Source organism: Saccharopolyspora sp. NPDC003752, from assembly GCF_053605825.1.
Window position 1 is genome coordinate 71,365 of record NZ_JBSGJZ010000034.1, and the last position, 16,125, is coordinate 87,489.

Below are 16,125 nucleotides of genomic sequence, written 5' to 3' on the forward strand. Positions count from 1 at the left end.
CGGCGAGATCGCACGTGAGGTCGATCAGGTAACCGATAGGCTGCTCCGGCACCGGGTGGCACTGCCGCCGGCCCGGCGCAGGAGGACTTCGGCCAGCAGGATGGGGCGCGTCAGTGGTACCGGTATCGACAAGAAGCCGACGGCGAAAGCGGATCCTCGGCACCGCGGTCTCCGTGCTCGCGTGCGCGGCCCTGATCGGCGGGTGCTCGCGGCCGATCAGCGGCACCCCCACGACGCTCGGCGGCTACTCGACCACCGAGGTCGCCGGCCTGCCCGCCACCAACGGCCCGAGCGGCCCCAAGGAAGGTGCGCCGAGTTCGTCCCTGCCCGTCGAGGGCACCGACAACGGCGCGATGGACAAGCTCGCGCGCGACGCGGTCGCCGACATCGACGAGTACTGGAGCGAGACGTTCCCGAAGGCCTTCCCCGGCAAGCGCTTCGAGCCGGTCAAGCGGCTGGTGTCCTACGACTCGGGCGGTCCCGGGCTCCAGCTGTGCGGGCAGAACACGGCGGGCGTGGTCAACGCCTTCTACTGCCCGCCGGAGGACTCCATCGCGTGGGACCGGGGCACCCTGCTCCCCGAGCTGAACAACAGCTTCGGGCCGATGGCCGTGGTGACGGTGCTCGCGCACGAGATCGGGCACGCCGTGCAGCACCGCGCGAGCACGGCCACCGCGAACGACCAGGTGATCGTGCTGGAGCAGCAGGCGGACTGCTTCACCGGCGCGTACTTCCGGCACGTCGCCGAGGGTTCCTCGAAGTACTTCCAGGTTTCCACCGGGCAGGGCCTCAACGAGGTCATGGGCGTGCTGAACTTCATCCGCGACTCGCCGGGCGATTCCGACTTCCGCGACGGCAACGCGCACGGCTCCGCGTTCGACCGGGTCACGGCGTTCCAGTTCGGGTTCAGCGAGGGCCCGCAGCGCTGCGCCAAGATGGACTTCAACGACGTCCAGCGGCGCACGACGCTCTTCCAGGCGTGGAAGCCCATCCAGAAGGAGAACGCCAACCTGCCCGTGGACCAGCAGAGCCTCGACGCGGTGGAGAAGAGCCTGCGCACGGTGTTCCGCGACACCGGCGCCGAGCCGCCCAAGATCGTCGCGGGGCTGAAGCCGTGCGGCAGCCAGGAGGCCACATCACCGGCCTCGTACTGCCCCAGCACGAACACGATCTCGCTGGACATGGCGGCGTTGCAGAAGATCGGCCAACCGCCGAGCAAGAACGCGGATTCCACCGGCTACGGCGACTTCGCCGCATACGCCCAGGTCGCGTCCAGGTATGCGCTCTCGGTGCAGAAGGCCACGGGGCTGCCGCTGGACGACGAGGCCGCCGGCCTGCGCACCGCCTGCATGGTCGGTTCGTGGAGCGGGCTGCTGGTCGAGGACCCGTTCGGGCAGCGCAACCCGGTCGGCAGCCTGCGGATCGCGCCGGACGACATCGATGAGGGCGTGTCCGCGCTGCTCGGCGAGGACAGCCTGATCGCGGCGAACGTCAACGGCGATCAGGTGCCCGTCGGGTTCGCCCGGGTGGAGGCCTTCCGGGTCGGCGTCCAGGAAGGATTCGCCCCGTGCAGCACCAAGTACGGCGCGTGAGCTGACGGAACCGGCGGTGTCGTCCCGGATCGGGGCGGCACCGCTTTTTCCTTGCGCACAACCCGAACCGGCCACGCACGTCCCACGGGTATGACGGAACGAGTTCTCGACTGGGAAGGCTTCCTGAACGCGCGGGATCTCGGCGGCCTCCGCGCCGACGAGGGCCGGACAATCCGCTGGGGAGCGGTGGTTCGCTCGGAAGACCCGGCGGCCCTCACCGCGGCAGGGTGGTCCGGCCTCCAGCAGCACGGCATCCGCACGATCATCGACCTGACCGGAGACGACGAGCAGGAGCCGGACGCAGCACCGCGCCCGCCCGAGCTGACGACGGTGCACCTACCGCTGGACGACCACTCCGACACCGACTTCTGGGACCGGTGGGGCGGCGGAATCTCCTGCACGCCGCTGTACTACCGGGCATTCCTGGACCGGTTCCCGCAGCGCACCGCGGAGGTGTGCGGAGCGATCGCCCGCGCAGAACCGGGCGGCGTGCTGGTGCATTGCGGCGGCGGGCGAGACCGCACCGGCCTGATCGTGCTCGTGCTGCTCGCCCTGGTCGGCGCCGACCCGGCGGATATCGCCGATGACTACGCCCTCAGCCACGTCCGCCGCGCCGAGCAGTGCGCCAGGGTGGGCCTGGGCGACGACACACCGAAGATCGAAGAGCTCATCGCCGAGCACGGCACGACGGCGGGCGACCTCATCCGCGAGGCCGCGACCTCGCGGAACATGGCGGCATACCTGCGTTCCGGCGGTCTTCCCGACGCGGATGTGACCGCCTTGCGGGACAGGCTCCTCGACTAGGACGCGAAAGACCGGGCGCCGATTTCGCGTGAAATCGGCGCCCGGGAAACCCTGCTCAGAACAGGGCGCTGGCCAGCGCCCGGCGGGCCGCGGCGACCCGGTCGTCGCCCTCGGGGAAGACCTCGAACATCTCGATCAGGTGCCGGCGGATCCGGTCCCGGTCGTCGCCGGAGGTGCGCTTGATCGCGCGGATCAGCCGGTCGAAGCCCTCCGCCACCCGGCCGACGGCGACCTCCGCGTCCGCGGCGGCGAGCTGCGCGTCGATGTCGTCGGGGGCCGCGTCGGCCCGCTCGATCGCGCCCGGGTCGGCCTGTTCGGCGCGGGCGGTGAAGCGGACCTGCGCCAGCGCGGCCTTGGCCTGCTCGTTGTTCGGCTCGCTGTCGAGGATCTTCTGGTAGGCGGCCTCGGCGGCGGCGTAGTCACCGCTCTCCAGCGCGTCCTCGGCGGCGGTGAACCGCGGGTCCTCGGGCTCCTCGGCGACGGGCTCGACGCCCTCCTCGGCCGCGCGGATGCCGGGCAGCTGGTCGCGCAGGGCGTTCAGCAGCGAGTCGATCCACTGCCGGATCTGCGGTTCCGGCTGGGCGCCGGAGAAGGCGTCCACGGGCTGACCGCCGGCGATGGCGATCACCGTGGGCACCGACTGCACCTGGAAGAGCTGCGCGATGCGCGGGTTCGCGTCGACGTCCACCTTGGCCAGGACCCAGGCGCCGTTGCTCTCCTGGGCGAGTCGCTCCAGCACCGGCGACAGCTGCTTGCACGGTCCGCACCACGTCGCCCACAGGTCGACGACCACGGGCACCTGCAGCGACCGCTCGACGACCTCGGCCTGGAAGGTGGCCTCGGTGACATCGATGACCGCGGCGCTCGCGGGCGCCGCTGGGCTGTCGCCGTTGGCGGGCGCCTGGGCGGCCCGGGCGGTGGCGTCGGCCCGGTTCTTCAGGGCCGACAGGTCGACTGCGCCCGCCATCGCGGCGGACATCGCTGCTGCTTGCTGGCGTGGATCCGGCCTCGTCACGCCTCCATCCTGACACGTCCCGCCGGTCGCGTGGTCGCTGGGCGGCAGATCTTCCGCGGCCCGCGAAACCGCACATCCAGAACCGACACGCCGACGACGCCCGAGATCAAACCGAAGTAGTGAGGAAATGTCGCTCGAACAGGTGGCAAAGCGGGTTCACCCCTAAGGCTCGGCGCCACTACCCGCCGAAGTGGAAATTGAGCCCGCGAGTGACGGTTGTTTTCTCACGGGTCTGCGGGGCCTCCATTTGGGGGACCTTCAGTCAGTAGTTCAACGAGAGGTACGAAACAGTGCGCATTGCTACCCGTGTTGCCGGCGTCGCCGGTGCCGCCGCCCTCGGTGTCCTGACCCTCGGCACCGCCGCGTTCGCGGACAGCGCCGAGAACGACGGCATCAACGCGGTCAACGACAACAACATCAGCGCCGTCCCGGTGCAGGCGTGCGGCAACAACGTTGCCGTCATCGGCGCCGTGGTCCCGATCCTGTCGCCGCAGGCCAACACCTGCGTCAACGCGCCGATCGTGGACCACCCCAAGGGCTGACGCGTCTAAAGCGCCAGACCGGGGGCGGCCGCACGCCGCCCCCGGTCTTTTGCCGCGCCTACTCCCCGCGCAGGTGCTCCTCGACCCGCCGCACCTTCGAATGCAGCTGGTCGGTGTGCCCCGGCCGGATGTCCGCCTTGAGCACGAGGCTGGTGCGCGGCGCGTTCGCAGAAGCCGCCTCGGTGGCCCGCTTCACGACGTCCATCACCTCGTCCCACTCGCCCTCGATCGTGGTGAACATCGAGGTCGTCTCGTGCGGCAGCCCGGACTCCCGCACCACCTTCACCGCGGCGGCGACCGCCTCGCTGACACTGTCGCTGTCCCCGGCCCCGCTCGGGGCCACGCTGAACGCAACTAGCACGTCTGCTCCTCCATTCCGGACCGGCGGCGTGGTCCGCCGGTCACCACGATCATGCTCGGGCAGCGGCGCGGTCCTCCTGATTTCGCCCTACCCGCACCACAGCCACCAACTCATCGGTAACCGCTGCTAGCGTCGAACACCATGAGCACCCGTAGTCCACTGCCCTTCGACCCAATCGCTCGCGCGGCCGAGATCTGGGCCGACCGGGTAGGCCCGTCGACGACGATGGCCGCGGTGACGAGCGTGATGCGGGTCCAGCAGATCCTGCAATCGGCGGTCGACGGTGCGCTGCGACCGCACAACCTGACGTTCGCCCGGTACGAGGCGCTGGTGCTGCTGAGCTTCTCGCGGCGCGGCAGCCTCCCGATGCGCGTCATGGGCGACCGGCTGCAACTGCACCCGACCAGCGTCACCAACATCGTCGACCGGCTGGAGCAGGACGGCCTGGTCCGGCGGGTGCCGCACCCCACGGACCGGCGCACCACCCTGGTGGAGATCACCGAGGACGGCCTGGACCTGATGAAGAAGGCGACCGAGTCGGTCACGGAGATCGACTTCGGGCTGCGCGGCATCACCGAGCGGCAGACCCAACAGCTCACCGAGCTGCTCGGCAAGGTGCGGCACGCCGCCGGGGACTTCTGAGTCAGTTCAGCTCGCGCAGCGCGTAGCGAACGCGGCCCCAGAACGTCGGCTCGTCGGAGTCCGATTCGGCCAGCAGCTCGCGCCGGTTCGCCCAGCGCTCGAACCACACCGACGCCAGCGGCGGGATCGACGCCACCAGCGCCAGCACCAGCACCCCGAACCGCCAGCGCAGCGGGCTGAACACGACGAGGCAGGTCACCACGTAGGCGGTGAAGACCAGCCCGTGGACCCAGCCCATGACCGTCACGCCCAGCGGCTGCTGAAAGCCGTACTTGAACGCCATCGCCACCAGCAGACCGACCCACGAGAACGCCTCGGCGATCGCAACCGCCCGGAACCACCTGGCATACGTACGCGGCACGTCAAACCCACTTCCGCTCCAACGGCACTCCCCTGCGAGTGTGCCGGGTGTCGCCGATCACACCGATGCCGGTCCGCTACGGGCGGGTCTGGTCGTCGACCCAGGCCAGGTAGGCGGGGTTACCGCCGACGATCGGGGTGGCGATGATCTCCGGCACGTCGTAGCCGTGGTTGGCCATGAGGTGATCGACGAGCTCCGGGAGCCGCCCGGCCGAGGTCTTGATCTGCAGCTGCCACTCGGCGTCGTCCTGGGCGGCGCCCTCCCACACGTAGAAGCTGCGGATCGGCACGACCTGAACGCAAGCCCCCAGCCGCGCCTCGACGACGCCGCGGGCCAGCTCGGCGGCCGCCTGCTCGGAGTCGGTGGTGGTCACGACCTGCACATGATCAGCCATGCGCCCAGCGTAGCCAGCGGCCCGCGGCCGGGGCCGGGGCCGGTGACAGGAAGGTTCCCATGCTCCACTCCTGCCGGCGTCCGGCTGAGAGCATGGGAACTTTCCTGTCATCCCCGCGTCAGCGGCGGGCTCCGCGCAGGACGTTCGCTTCGGTGCTCAGGTAGTTGTTCCGGTAATCGAAGCGCGGGGTGTCGGAGAAGAGCAGCCAGTAGTACTTCATCTGCTCGGACCACCAGTAGCCCGGGCAGGTGTCCTCTTGCGACGGCGGCTTCGCCGTGACGTCGGCGAGAGCGGCGAAGCCGTACTTCGTCTTCGACGTCTTCACCATGTGATCGAAGTGGACGTTCGCGCGTTCGCGGAAGACGTCGTCGCCGGTTTCCAGCCAGAGCATGAGAGCCGAGTCTGCGAACTCGGGGCGCAACGCGTTGCTCCGGTCGCTCGCCGACATCGTCGAGTAGTCCACAGAGGTCGGGATCACCCCGAACTCGTCCTGCACGGTGTTGAACGCGTCGTGGTAGGCGCGCCCCTCTGCGACGCGGCCGGATTCGCCGAGCAGGCCGGCGTAGAACGAGGCGAGCACGCTCTGCTCGCGGCTGAGGACTTCGCCGGTGAACGCGTCGACCTGCGGGAACCACAGCATGTTCTGGTGGCGTTCGGCCTGGTGGGCGAGGATCGCGTCGGTGAGCGCGTCGTACCACTGGCGGAGCTCTTCGTCGCCGAACAGCGCGTAGCCGTCCCAGAGGTACTCGTAGTAGGAGTCGCCCGGCGGGCCGACGGTGGCCTGGCGGTTCCGCCACTCGCCGGTTTCGGCGTGGATGTCGTGCGGCAGCAGGCCGAGTTCGGTCCGCTTGTCGTAGACGACCCGCATGGCCTGCTTGGCGAGGTCGAAGTAGCGCCGGTCGCCGGTCCACTCCGAGAGGATCCCGAACTCGGCGACGTAGGTGCCGACCTCGACGATGTTGGTCTCCGGCCGGCTGACCGCGCCGGTCGCCAGGTTCACGTAGCGGTAGGGCAGGCCGGTCGGGGATTCGGTGAAAGCCGGGAGCAGCCGGTCCGCCACGTCGACGGCCAGCTCCAGCAGCCGCTGCTCACCGGTGCAGTGGTACGCGGCGGCGAGCCCGCCGACCATCCGGATGTTGGTCTCGAACACCTGGAACGGCGCATCGATGTCGAAGCTCAGGTTCTCCTTGATCCACTGCACGGCGCGCTCGACTTCGGAGTCGGCCTCCATCAGCCACAACGTGTCGATCGCCTCCACGAGGCTCAGCCCGATGGAATGGCCCTCGACGAAGAAGTCCTCCCGGCCGCCGGAGATCGGCTTGATGTGATCGGCGCCCATGGCCCGCTCGACGTAGTGCTGCCACGCCCACAGGAATTCGCGGCGGACGGCCTCGGCGACCGGCTTCCAGTCCCGCCGGGCCGGTGCCCCCGACGCCACCGCCGGCGACGCGGCCAACAGCCCGCCGGCAACGGCCGCGCCACCGAACAAACGCAGCGCGGATCTCCTGGGGATGCTTCGGGGCATCGCCGCCTCCTCACTGGACAACCTTGTCAAGCCGGGCCGGTTCACCGTCGTCGGAGACGCCGCGGAGGTCAATGCGGATCGCCGTTCTTGTCCGGTTTCGACACCGCGACGCGGCGTTCGGCCGCGCCGAATACCGCCGCCCGACGACTTGACCCGCGCGGCCGCGACAACGCCCCGCCGGCTCGGGTTCCGGCTGCGAGCATGGGAACTTTCCTGTCACCTCGGGCCGGAAAACCGCAGGATGGGAACCTTCCTGTCATCGATCGGCCGGGCCGGCGGGTCGCGCGGGCCGGGATCGGCGGGCGCGAGGATGGGAACCTTTCTGTCACCCCGCCCGGAACGCGGGGCTGGGTTGGGCCGATCAGCGGATGTCGTGGGGCCAGGCGTAGTCAGATCCGGGTAGCGGCATTGACAGGCGGCGAAGGGCTGCGATCCAATGCCGCCCATCATGACAACGTTGTCTGAGTCCGGGAACGTCCGGCGCGCCACGATGAACGACGTGGCGCGGCTGGCGGGCGTGAGCATCAAGACCGTTTCGCGGGTCGTCAACGCCGAGAGCGGCGTTCATCCGGCGACCGCGGAGCGGGTGCTGGCCGCCATCGACCAGCTCGGGTTCCGCCGCAACCTCAGCGCCCGCAACCTCCGCCGCGGCACCGGGACCGGCACGCTGGGCCTGGTCCTGGAAGACCTGGCGAACCCGTTCTACTCGATGCTGACCCGCGCGGTCGAGGAAATCGCGCGGGTGCAGGGCAAGCAGGTGCTGACCGGTTCGTCCGATGAGGACCCCGCGCGGGAACGCGAGCTGGTGCTGGAGTTCTGCGCGCGCCGCGTCGACGGGCTGATCGTGGTTCCCGCCGGTCACCAGCACGGGTACATCGCGCACGAGATCAACGCCGGGACGCCGGTGGTGTTCGTCGACCGGCCGCCGGGCAACCTCGACGCCGACACCGTGCTGATCGACAACGCCGGCGGCACCGCGCTCGCCGCCCGCCACCTGGCCGAGCACGGGCACCGCGAGATCGCTTTCCTCGGCGACGCTCCGGAGATCCACACGGCCGCCGAGCGGCTGCGCGGTTTCCGGGAAGGCTGCGCGCAGGCCGGTGTGCCGTTCTCCTCCGACCTGGTCCTGATGGGCCCGCACACCGACGAGTCGGTCGCGCAGGCGCTGCGTTCCACGCTGCAGCGCGCGACCGCGCTGGTGACCGGCAACAACCGGATCACCGTGCACGCGCTGCGCGCGCTGGCCGGTCGACCCCGTCGGCCGGCGCTCGTCGGCTTCGACGACTTCGAGCTCGCCGACCTCCTCGACCCGCCGATCAGCGTGGTCACCCACGACACCTGGGCGCTGGGCCGGTCGGCGGCAGAACTGCTGTTCGCGCGGCTGGACGGCGACCGCACGCCGCCACGTCGCCTGGTCGTTCCCACTCGGCTGCTCGCCAGAGGTTCCGGAGAGGTATCACGTTGAGTTCTGTCCACAATGATCAGTCCGGCCCGGCGGTTCCGATCGCCCTGCCGGCCAACCAGCCCCGCCAGTTCTACCGGGGCGGTGCGTCGATCGCCGCGCTGCGCGGCTCGGACGACCGCGAATTCGGCCCGGAGGACTGGGTCGCGTCCACCACGACGCGGTTCGGCCAGGCCGAGTCGGGCCTGTCCCGCCTGCCGGACGGGCGTTTGCTGCGCGACGCGGTGACCGCCGAACCCGAGCGGTGGCTGGGCGCCGAGCACGTGGCCGCCTTCGGCGACAGCACCGCGCTGCTGGTCAAGCTCCTGGACGCGGGGCAGCGGCTGCCGGTGCACTGCCATCCCTCGGACGCCTTCGCCCAGCAGCACCTCGGTTCCCGGTTCGGCAAGACCGAGGCGTGGATCGTGGTCGGTACCTCCGGCGCGAACCCGGTGGTGTACCTGGGTTTCCGCGAAGACGTCGCGCCGGAGACGGTCGCGCATTGGGTGACCACGCAGGATTCGTCGGCGATGCTCGGTTCGCTCAACGAGATCCCGGTCCGGCCCGGCGACACCGTGCACGTCCCCGCGGGCACCCCGCACGCCATCGGCGAAGGCGTGTTCATCGTCGAGCTGCAGCAGCCGACGGACTTCTCGATCACGTTGGAATGGCAGGGTTTCCTGGCCGATGCCGAGGGCGCGTTCCTCGGCATGGACCGGCAGACCGCGCTCGAAACGGTCAACCGCGCCGGTTTCGGCGATGCGGCGCTGGACTCGCTGATCAAGCGCACCGCGGACCGGTCCGAGCCCCGCGTCCCGCTGCTGGCCGACGACGCGGCACCCTTCTTCCGCGCCGAGCGCCTGCACGGTGGCGTCGAGCTTGAGCCGTCGTTCGGCGTGCTCATCGCGCTGGACGGCAGCGGGAAGTTGCGCACGGACGGCGGCGCCGAACTGCCGCTGCACCGCGGCAGCACCGCCGTGATCCCGCATTCCGCCGGGGCCGCTCAGCTCGAAGGGGACGTCACCGTGGTGCACTGCCGCCCGCCGGCCGCCGGGAGCCCGAGATGACCGAACCGCTCTTGGAAGCCCGCAACCTGGTCAAGCGCTACGGCAGCGTGGAGGCGCTGCGCGGCGCATCGTTCACCGTGCACCCGGGTGAGGTCGTCGCGCTCATCGGAGACAACGGCGCCGGCAAGTCGACGCTGGTGAAATGCCTTTCGGGCGTCGAGCAGCCGGATTCGGGGCAGATCCTGGTCGGCGGCAAGCCGGTGACGCTCGACTCCCCCGCCGCCGCCCGGTCGCACGGCATCGAGACCGCCTACCAGGACCTCGCGGTGGCACCGGACCTCGACCCCGCCGCGAACCTGTTCCTGGGGCGGGAGATCCGGCGGCCCGGGCTGCTCGGCCGGCTCGGCATGCTGGACAAAGCGAAGATGCGCGAGCAGGCCGCCGATCAGTTCGCGAAGTTCGGGGTGTCGCTGCAAGACCTGTCGGTGCCGATCGGCTCGCTGTCCGGCGGGCAGCGGCAGAGCGTCGCGGTCGCGCGCTCGGTCACCTGGGCGGACAAGCTCGTGTTCATGGACGAGCCCACCGCCGCGCTGGGCGTCGTGCAGCGCGAACGCGTGCTGGAGGTGATCCGGCGGGTTCGCGACACCGGTATCTCGGTGGTGCTGATCAGCCACAACATGCCGGAGGTGCTGTCGGTCGCGGATCGGGTCGAGGTGTTGCGCCTCGGCAGCCGGGTGGCGCGGTTCAGCGCCGCCGAGGCGACCCTGGAGGACCTGGTCGGCGCCATGACCGGTGCACTGTCGCAGGAGGACGCGAGCTGATGGCCACCCAGCAGGAAACACCCGAGTCCACTGTGGAAGAGAAGGCGCCGGCCCCGGCGAAGGGGCTCGGCGCACGGCTGGCCTCCTCGAACACGCTGTGGACCGGCCTGGTGCTCATCGTCCTGTGCGTGCTGTTCAGCGTGCTCCGCCCGGACGCCTTCCCCACCCTGTTCAACGTCCAGAACCTGCTGGTGCAGGCGGCGCCGCTGCTGATGCTCGCGGTCGGCATGACCTTCGTGATCATCACCTCCGGCATCGACCTGTCGGTGGGATCGGTGCTGGTGTTCTCCGGCGTCGTGTCGGCGATGACCATGGAATGGCTCAGCGGCGGCGACGCGACGAACGCCGGCTGGGGCGTGATCGCGATCGGCCTGCTGGTCGCGCTCGTCGGCGGCGCGCTGTGGGGCCTGCTGAACGGGTTGCTCGTCGCCGTCGCCCGGGTCCCGGCGCTGATCGTCACGCTCGGCTCGTTCGGCGCGGCACTCGGTGCCGCGCAGCTGCTCACCAACGGCATCGACGTGCGCACGGTGCCCAGCGCGCTGCGCAAGACCCTCGGCACCGGGACGTCGTTCGTGGTGGTCCCGAACCTGGTGATCCTCGCGGCGGTGATCACGCTGCTGGCGCTGTGGCTGCTGCACACCACGGTCTTCGGTCGCTACACCTACGCGATCGGCTCGAACGCCGAAGCCGCCCGCCGCAGCGGGATCAAGGTCACCCGGCACCTGGTCACCGTCTACGCCCTCACCGGGGTGCTGGCCGGGCTGGCCGGGTTCATGTCGCTGGCCTACTTCGGCACCACCACGATCAGCGGGCACAGCAACGACAACCTGAACGCGATCGCGGCCGTGGTGCTGGGCGGGACCAGCCTGTTCGGCGGCATCGGCACGGTGCTCGGCAGCGTCATCGGCGTGTTCATCCCAGCGGTGCTCGACGCCGGATTCGTGATGACCGGGGTGCGGCCGTTCTGGCAACCGATCGCGGTCGGCGCGGTCCTGGTCGCCGCGGTCTGGCTGGACCAGCGCAGGCGGCGGGCGCGCAACAACCGCTGACACTCGATCTTCGGCACAACGGCGTGTGGAGGTAAATCGCTGATGAGAACGCACAGAACCGCGCTGGCGCTGGGTGCGGCGCTGCTGCTGGCCGGCTGCGGGTCGGGCCAGATCGGTGACACCGGCAGCGGGCAGACCGATCCCAACAACAAGAACCTCGCCCTGATCACCGGGATGCGCGGCGAACCGTTCTACGTGTCCATCGAATGCGCGGCGCAGCAGGAGGCGAGCGCGCAGGGCTACCAGCTGAACTCGCAGGCCCCGGAGAAGTTCGAGCAGGCCGAGCAGTCGCAGATCCTGGGCGGCATCGTCAGCACCAAGCCCGGCGCGGTGATCATCGCGCCCACCGACGACAAGGCGCTGGCCGCGCCGTTGCAGCAGGCCAAGAGCAACGGAATCCAGGTCGTCGAGGTCGACACCGCGCTGGAGGACCGGTCCATCTCGGTCACCTCGCTGTCGTCGGACAACTACGCGGGCGGACAGCTGGCCGCGCAAACTCTGGCGCAGCTGGTCGGCGACAAGCCGGGGTCGGTGCTGGCGCTGAACACGAAGGCGGGCACCTCGACCACCGACGCCCGGGCCAAGGGCTTCGAGGAGGAGATCGCCAAGCACCCGAACCTGAAGCTGCTGCCCACCCAGTACACCGAGAACGAGGCGGCGACCGCCGCGCAGATCGTGTCAGCGACGCTGGCCGCGAACCCCGACCTGGTCGGCGTGTTCGGCACCAACCTCAACACCGGCGAAGGCGCCGCCACCGCGCTGTTCAACGCCGGCAAGTCCGGGCAGGTGCAGCTGGTCGGGTTCGACGCCAGTCCGAAGCAGGTGGACGACCTGCGCAACGGCCGGGTCCAGGCGCTGATCGCGCAGAACCCCGGCAAGATCGGACAGGAAGGCGTCAAGCGCGCCATCGCGGCGATCAAGGGCCAGCCGGTCGAACGGGAGACCAAGACCGAGATGATCGCCATCACCAAGGACAACATCGACCAGCAGGCGCAGTACTTCTACAAAGCCCACTGCTGATCGCCCGTGCCGGGGCCGGCTTCATCGCACCGGCCCCGGCACGGCGCCGGGCTACCTTGGGTGCATGGGCAAATACGGCGAACTCTTCCCCGGCCGGAAGCTCCAGCACGAAGGCGACCAGACCGGCATCTCGCGAGGGCACGACCCCGGCGGGCCGCTGGACCTGGAAAGCGGTGTGGTGTTCCTCGCGCCGCCCGAACGGTCCGCGGCCGACGAGCAGGACGACGACGCTGGTAGGGAAGCCGGCTGAGCGCCGCGACACCGGATCGGGGCATCACAGGCTGGTAGCGGATCGCCACAATCACACGCAGCGTCCACTTCGCTCCGTTAATGTGCCACGGGCAGGTGATCAGGGCCGTGATCACTCGCAATGTCGATCACGATCCGTGCTTGATCGTCATGCGCCGTGCCCGCACGTCAGGGGAGGAAGGAACGCCGTGCAGCCGTTTGGGAGCCCCGGTCTCGATCAGGCCGAAGCCGTCGAGGACGGCACCGCCCTGATCGGAAACCTCACCCCCGCCGGAGCCAACGGCCCCATCGCCCCGGAGCAGCGCAAAGCGCTCGCACAGCGCATCGGGGCGGACTGGAACCGGATCAGCTCGGCCGTCGCCGAACTGTTCGCCACCGGCGTCCCCGAGAACGACCCCCGCACCCAGCAGGTGATCCACGAGCACTACCGCTGGCTCTGCCACTTCTGGACCCCGGACCGGTCCTCCTACCTTCGGCTGGCGGAGATGTATGTGAACCAGCCGAAGTTCCGCCGCCGCATCGAACGCCGGAAGCCGAAGGGCATGGCCGACTACCTGCGCGACGCCATGATCACCTACGCCTGGGCGAAGCTGCGCTGACCGGCCGCCGGGCGGCGCGCGGTGACAGGAAAGTTCCCATGCACGCACCCGGGCTCGCGGTGACAGGAAAGTTCCCTTGCTCTCACCCCCGGTTCGGGATGACAGGAAAGTTCCCATGCTCGCTCCCGCACGGCCGGAAGTGACAGGAAGGTTCCCATCCTCTCGCCCAGCCGTGGAGGTCAGCGGCCTGCGGTGACAGGAAGGTTCCCTTGCTCTCACCTCGCCCGGCCGCGGCGGCGGCTGTCAGAGGCATCCCGTTGAATGACGGTCATGCCGAGGTGGGTGCTGCACATGGACATGGATGCGTTCTTCGCATCCGTGGAGCAGCTGACCCGCCCCACGGTCGCCGGGCGCCCGGTGCTCGTCGGCGGCCTCGGCCCGCGCGGCACCGTCGCCGGCGCCAGCTACGAGGCCCGGGAGTACGGCGCGCGGTCCGCGATGTCGATGGCCGAGGCGCGCCGCCGCTGCCCCGTCGCGGTGGTGCTCCCGCCGCGGTTCCGCGTCTACCAAGCGGTGAGCAAACGGGTGCTCGGCATCGTCCGGGAGGTTTCGGACGTCGTCGAGCAGGTCTCGGTCGACGAGGCGTTCCTGGAACCCACCGAGCTCGCCGGGGCCACCACGGCGCAGGTCGAGGATTTCGCCACGCGGCTGCGCGCGCGGGTGCACCGCGAGGTCGGCGTGACGGCGTCGATCGGCGCGGGTGCCGGTAAGCAGCTCGCCAAGATCGCCTCGGGACTGGCCAAGCCGGACGGCATGCTCGTGGTGCCGCCGGAGCAGCAGCTGGAACTGCTGTCGGGGCTGCCGGTGCGCAAGATGTGGGGCATCGGGCCGGTGACGGAGTCGAAGCTGCACCGCATCGGCGTCCAGACGATCGGCGAGCTCGCCGCGCTGCGCCCCAACGACGTGACGTCGCTGCTCGGGCAGGCGCACGGCACCGAGCTGCACCGCCTCGCGCACGGCATCGACGAGCACCCGGTTGCCGAACGCGCCGAAGCGAAGCAGGTCAGCGCCGAGACGACGTTCGACGTCGACATCACCGACCAGGCGAAGCTGCAGGCCGAGGTGACCGGGATGGCCGAGTCGGCGCATCGCCGGTTGGTGTCGTCGGGGCGCGCCGCGCGCACCGTGACGATCAAGGTCCGGGACTCCGACTTCACCACGATCAGCCGCGCGGAGACGTTCTCGTCGGCGACCAGCGATCTCGGTGCGCTCGCTGCGGCGGCGCGGCGGCTGCTGCCCGTCGCAGTCCCGCCGGGCACACCGATCCGGCTGGTCGGCGTCTCCTACTCGGGACTGGCGACCTCGGAGCAGGAGCCGCTGTTCGACAACCCTGCCGACCAGCAGGAATCCCCGGCGCCCGCCGCCCTGCCCGTCCCCGAACCGAGCCCGGAGCCGTCGACCCGGCACTGGCGGGCGGGTGACGACGTTCAGCACAAGGAGTTCGGGCACGGCTGGGTGCAGGGCGCCGGGCACGGTCGCGTCACCGTCCGGTTCGAGACCGCCACCAGCGGCCGCGGGGTGGCCCGCACCTTCGCCATCGACGCCCCGGAGCTGACCTCGGCGGACCCGATCGACAGCCTCGGCTGGTAGCCGTCAGGCCTGCGGCGGCGGGAGCTCCCGCTTGTACCGGCCGATCCACTTCTGCGGGGCGACTGTCTGCACCGCGCCTTCCAGCTCCTTCGGCAGCCTGCTGACCGGCGGCAGGTGGAACCGGTAGCGCTCGCCGGGCAGCCCCGGCATCGACGGCTGCTCCTCCACCCGCCAGCGGTCCAGCTCCGGGTGCCGCGCCGCGAATCCCGGATCCGCGGGGTAGAGCTCCAGCGCGTGGCGGCGCTCCGGCGCGACCGGGCGGCGGTGCTGGATCCACGGCAGCGTGCCGACCCCGACGGCCTTGATCTCGTCCCACGTGACGCCGAACACCTCGCCGCGGGTGCGGGCGTAGAAGCCGCTGCGGTCGAGCAGGAAGCCGCGGCTGTTGAGCATGCCCCGCGAGGCGGTGAGGAACCAGAGGAAGATCACGCCGAAGATGAGCTGCCAGATCCACAAGCCGACGCTGTTGCCGCTGTTGACCAGCGCCGCGGCGACCAGCACGGTGAGAAGCCCGCTGATGCCGCCACCGATGAGCAGCGTCTTGAAGCTGCTGGCGCTGACATCGACGTCGTGCGCGTCCGCGCTCAGCAGCGTCGGGCGGTGCCCGCCGCCGGGCTGCACCCGGGTGGCGGGTTCGGCGGCTCCGGCCGGGTCCGAGGTGTAACGGGCGGTGTTGCGGGGCCGTGCCGGGACGGTCGCCCGTTCCTGCTCGACCCGGTCAGCCCGTTGCCATCCCCCTGGAAGCCACTTCATGCCGTCCAGGGTAGCCACGCCGGAGCCGGTCGATCACCGACGGTGCGGGATCTCCGGGTAGATCTCGGGGTCGGCCGGGGTCAGGCTGTCGGTACGCGGAGGATCAGGGCGTCACCCTGCCCACCACCACCGCACAACGCCGCCGCACCAACCCCACCACCACGACGCCTCAACTCCAACGCCAAGTGCAACGCCAACCGCGCACCCGACATCCCGATCGGATGCCCCAACGCGATCGCACCACCATTGACGTTCACCCGCTCCTCATCAACACCCAACGCACGCATCGACGCGATCCCCACCGCCGCGAACGCCTCGTTGATCTCCACCAGATCCAGATCCGCCGCCTCGACCCGCTCC

At 70.3% G+C, this 16,125-nt stretch carries 18 protein-coding genes and 1 pseudogene; 12 read left to right on the plus strand and 7 right to left on the minus strand.

The features are described 5' to 3' along the window. The first annotated feature begins 173 nt into the window (after positions 1-173). Positions 174-1,592 carry a neutral zinc metallopeptidase gene (locus ACWEV3_RS32935; protein ID WP_452617621.1) on the plus strand — a complete coding sequence of 473 codons (1,419 nt, stop codon included), beginning with the start codon at positions 174-176 and terminating at the stop codon, positions 1,590-1,592. 90 nt (positions 1,593-1,682) lie between these two features. Beyond that, positions 1,683-2,396: a tyrosine-protein phosphatase gene (locus ACWEV3_RS32940; RefSeq protein ID WP_452617622.1), complete on the plus strand. Its 714-nt coding sequence runs from the start codon at positions 1,683-1,685 to the stop codon at positions 2,394-2,396. Positions 2,397-2,451: 55 nt separating this feature from the next. Here ACWEV3_RS32940 and trxA read toward each other — a convergent pair whose 3' ends face one another. Next, positions 2,452-3,375, minus strand: coding sequence for a thioredoxin (trxA, locus tag ACWEV3_RS32945; RefSeq protein WP_452617637.1), 924 nt, complete (start codon positions 3,373-3,375; stop codon positions 2,452-2,454). 326 nt (positions 3,376-3,701) lie between these two features. On the opposite strand from trxA, the gene ACWEV3_RS32950 reads away from it, so the two are divergent. Further along, positions 3,702-3,953, plus strand: a complete 252-nt coding sequence (locus ACWEV3_RS32950) for a hypothetical protein (protein ID WP_452617623.1) — start codon at positions 3,702-3,704, stop codon at positions 3,951-3,953. Positions 3,954-4,011: 58 nt separating this feature from the next. Here the strand turns inward: ACWEV3_RS32950 and ACWEV3_RS32955 are convergent, their stop codons facing one another. Then, on the minus strand, positions 4,012-4,314 hold the full coding sequence (locus tag ACWEV3_RS32955; protein WP_132491981.1) for an MTH1187 family thiamine-binding protein: 303 nt from the start codon (positions 4,312-4,314) through the stop codon (positions 4,012-4,014). Between the two features lie 141 nt (positions 4,315-4,455). Between ACWEV3_RS32955 and ACWEV3_RS32960 the strand changes: the two genes are divergently transcribed. After that, positions 4,456-4,956: a MarR family winged helix-turn-helix transcriptional regulator gene (locus ACWEV3_RS32960; RefSeq protein WP_132491979.1), complete on the plus strand. Its 501-nt coding sequence runs from the start codon at positions 4,456-4,458 to the stop codon at positions 4,954-4,956. A 1-nt stretch (position 4,957) separates the two neighbouring features. Here the strand turns inward: ACWEV3_RS32960 and ACWEV3_RS32965 are convergent, their stop codons facing one another. From ACWEV3_RS32965 to ACWEV3_RS32975, 3 genes are all read right to left on the minus strand, one after another. Further along, complete coding sequence (locus ACWEV3_RS32965) at positions 4,958-5,317, minus strand: DUF3817 domain-containing protein (protein WP_452617624.1); 360 nt, start codon at positions 5,315-5,317, stop codon at positions 4,958-4,960. A gap of 76 nt (positions 5,318-5,393) precedes the next feature. Then, a complete protein-coding gene (gene cutA / locus ACWEV3_RS32970; protein WP_358391860.1) occupies positions 5,394-5,711 on the minus strand; it encodes a divalent-cation tolerance protein CutA in 318 nt (105 codons plus the stop codon). A gap of 118 nt (positions 5,712-5,829) precedes the next feature. After that, positions 5,830-7,236, minus strand: coding sequence for a glycoside hydrolase family 47 protein (locus tag ACWEV3_RS32975; RefSeq protein WP_452617625.1), 1,407 nt, complete (start codon positions 7,234-7,236; stop codon positions 5,830-5,832). Positions 7,237-7,726: 490 nt separating this feature from the next. Here ACWEV3_RS32975 and ACWEV3_RS32980 point away from each other — a divergent pair, with 490 nt between their 5' ends. The 8 genes from ACWEV3_RS32980 to ACWEV3_RS33015 all read left to right on the plus strand — a co-directional run bounded on the left by ACWEV3_RS32980 (position 7,727) and on the right by ACWEV3_RS33015 (position 15,012). Next, the gene (locus ACWEV3_RS32980) at positions 7,727-8,701 is read left to right on the plus strand and encodes a LacI family DNA-binding transcriptional regulator (protein WP_452617638.1); all 975 of its coding nucleotides are present in this window, start codon (positions 7,727-7,729) and stop codon (positions 8,699-8,701) included. Continuing rightward, the gene (locus tag ACWEV3_RS32985) at positions 8,698-9,744 is read left to right on the plus strand and encodes a class I mannose-6-phosphate isomerase (protein ID WP_452617626.1); all 1,047 of its coding nucleotides are present in this window, start codon (positions 8,698-8,700) and stop codon (positions 9,742-9,744) included. The genes ACWEV3_RS32980 and ACWEV3_RS32985 overlap by 4 nt, the downstream gene beginning before the upstream one ends. Continuing rightward, positions 9,741-10,505, plus strand: coding sequence for an ATP-binding cassette domain-containing protein (locus ACWEV3_RS32990; RefSeq protein WP_452617627.1), 765 nt, complete (start codon positions 9,741-9,743; stop codon positions 10,503-10,505). Before ACWEV3_RS32985 ends, ACWEV3_RS32990 begins: the two co-directional genes overlap by 4 nt. Next, a complete protein-coding gene (locus ACWEV3_RS32995) occupies positions 10,505-11,554 on the plus strand; it encodes an ABC transporter permease (RefSeq protein ID WP_452617628.1) in 1,050 nt (349 codons plus the stop codon). The genes ACWEV3_RS32990 and ACWEV3_RS32995 overlap by 1 nt, the downstream gene beginning before the upstream one ends. A 42-nt stretch (positions 11,555-11,596) precedes the next feature. Then, positions 11,597-12,574, plus strand: coding sequence for an ABC transporter substrate-binding protein (locus ACWEV3_RS33000; RefSeq protein ID WP_452617629.1), 978 nt, complete (start codon positions 11,597-11,599; stop codon positions 12,572-12,574). A 64-nt stretch (positions 12,575-12,638) separates the two neighbouring features. Then, entirely contained in the window at positions 12,639-12,824 is a 186-nt protein-coding gene (locus tag ACWEV3_RS33005; protein ID WP_452617630.1) for a hypothetical protein, read from the plus strand. Positions 12,825-13,011: 187 nt separating this feature from the next. Beyond that, entirely contained in the window at positions 13,012-13,422 is a 411-nt protein-coding gene (locus ACWEV3_RS33010) for a TipAS antibiotic-recognition domain-containing protein (protein WP_452617631.1), read from the plus strand. A 270-nt stretch (positions 13,423-13,692) separates the two neighbouring features. Further along, entirely contained in the window at positions 13,693-15,012 is a 1,320-nt protein-coding gene (locus ACWEV3_RS33015; RefSeq protein ID WP_452617632.1) for a DNA polymerase IV, read from the plus strand. 3 nt (positions 15,013-15,015) lie between these two features. Here the strand turns inward: ACWEV3_RS33015 and ACWEV3_RS33020 are convergent, their stop codons facing one another. Together ACWEV3_RS33020 and ACWEV3_RS33025 are read right to left on the minus strand one after the other, a co-directional pair. Further along, on the minus strand, positions 15,016-15,765 hold the full coding sequence (locus ACWEV3_RS33020) for a hypothetical protein (RefSeq protein ID WP_452617633.1): 750 nt from the start codon (positions 15,763-15,765) through the stop codon (positions 15,016-15,018). A gap of 80 nt (positions 15,766-15,845) precedes the next feature. After that, positions 15,846-16,125 (minus strand): annotated as a pseudogene (locus ACWEV3_RS33025) (acetyl-CoA C-acyltransferase); the annotation flags it as partial.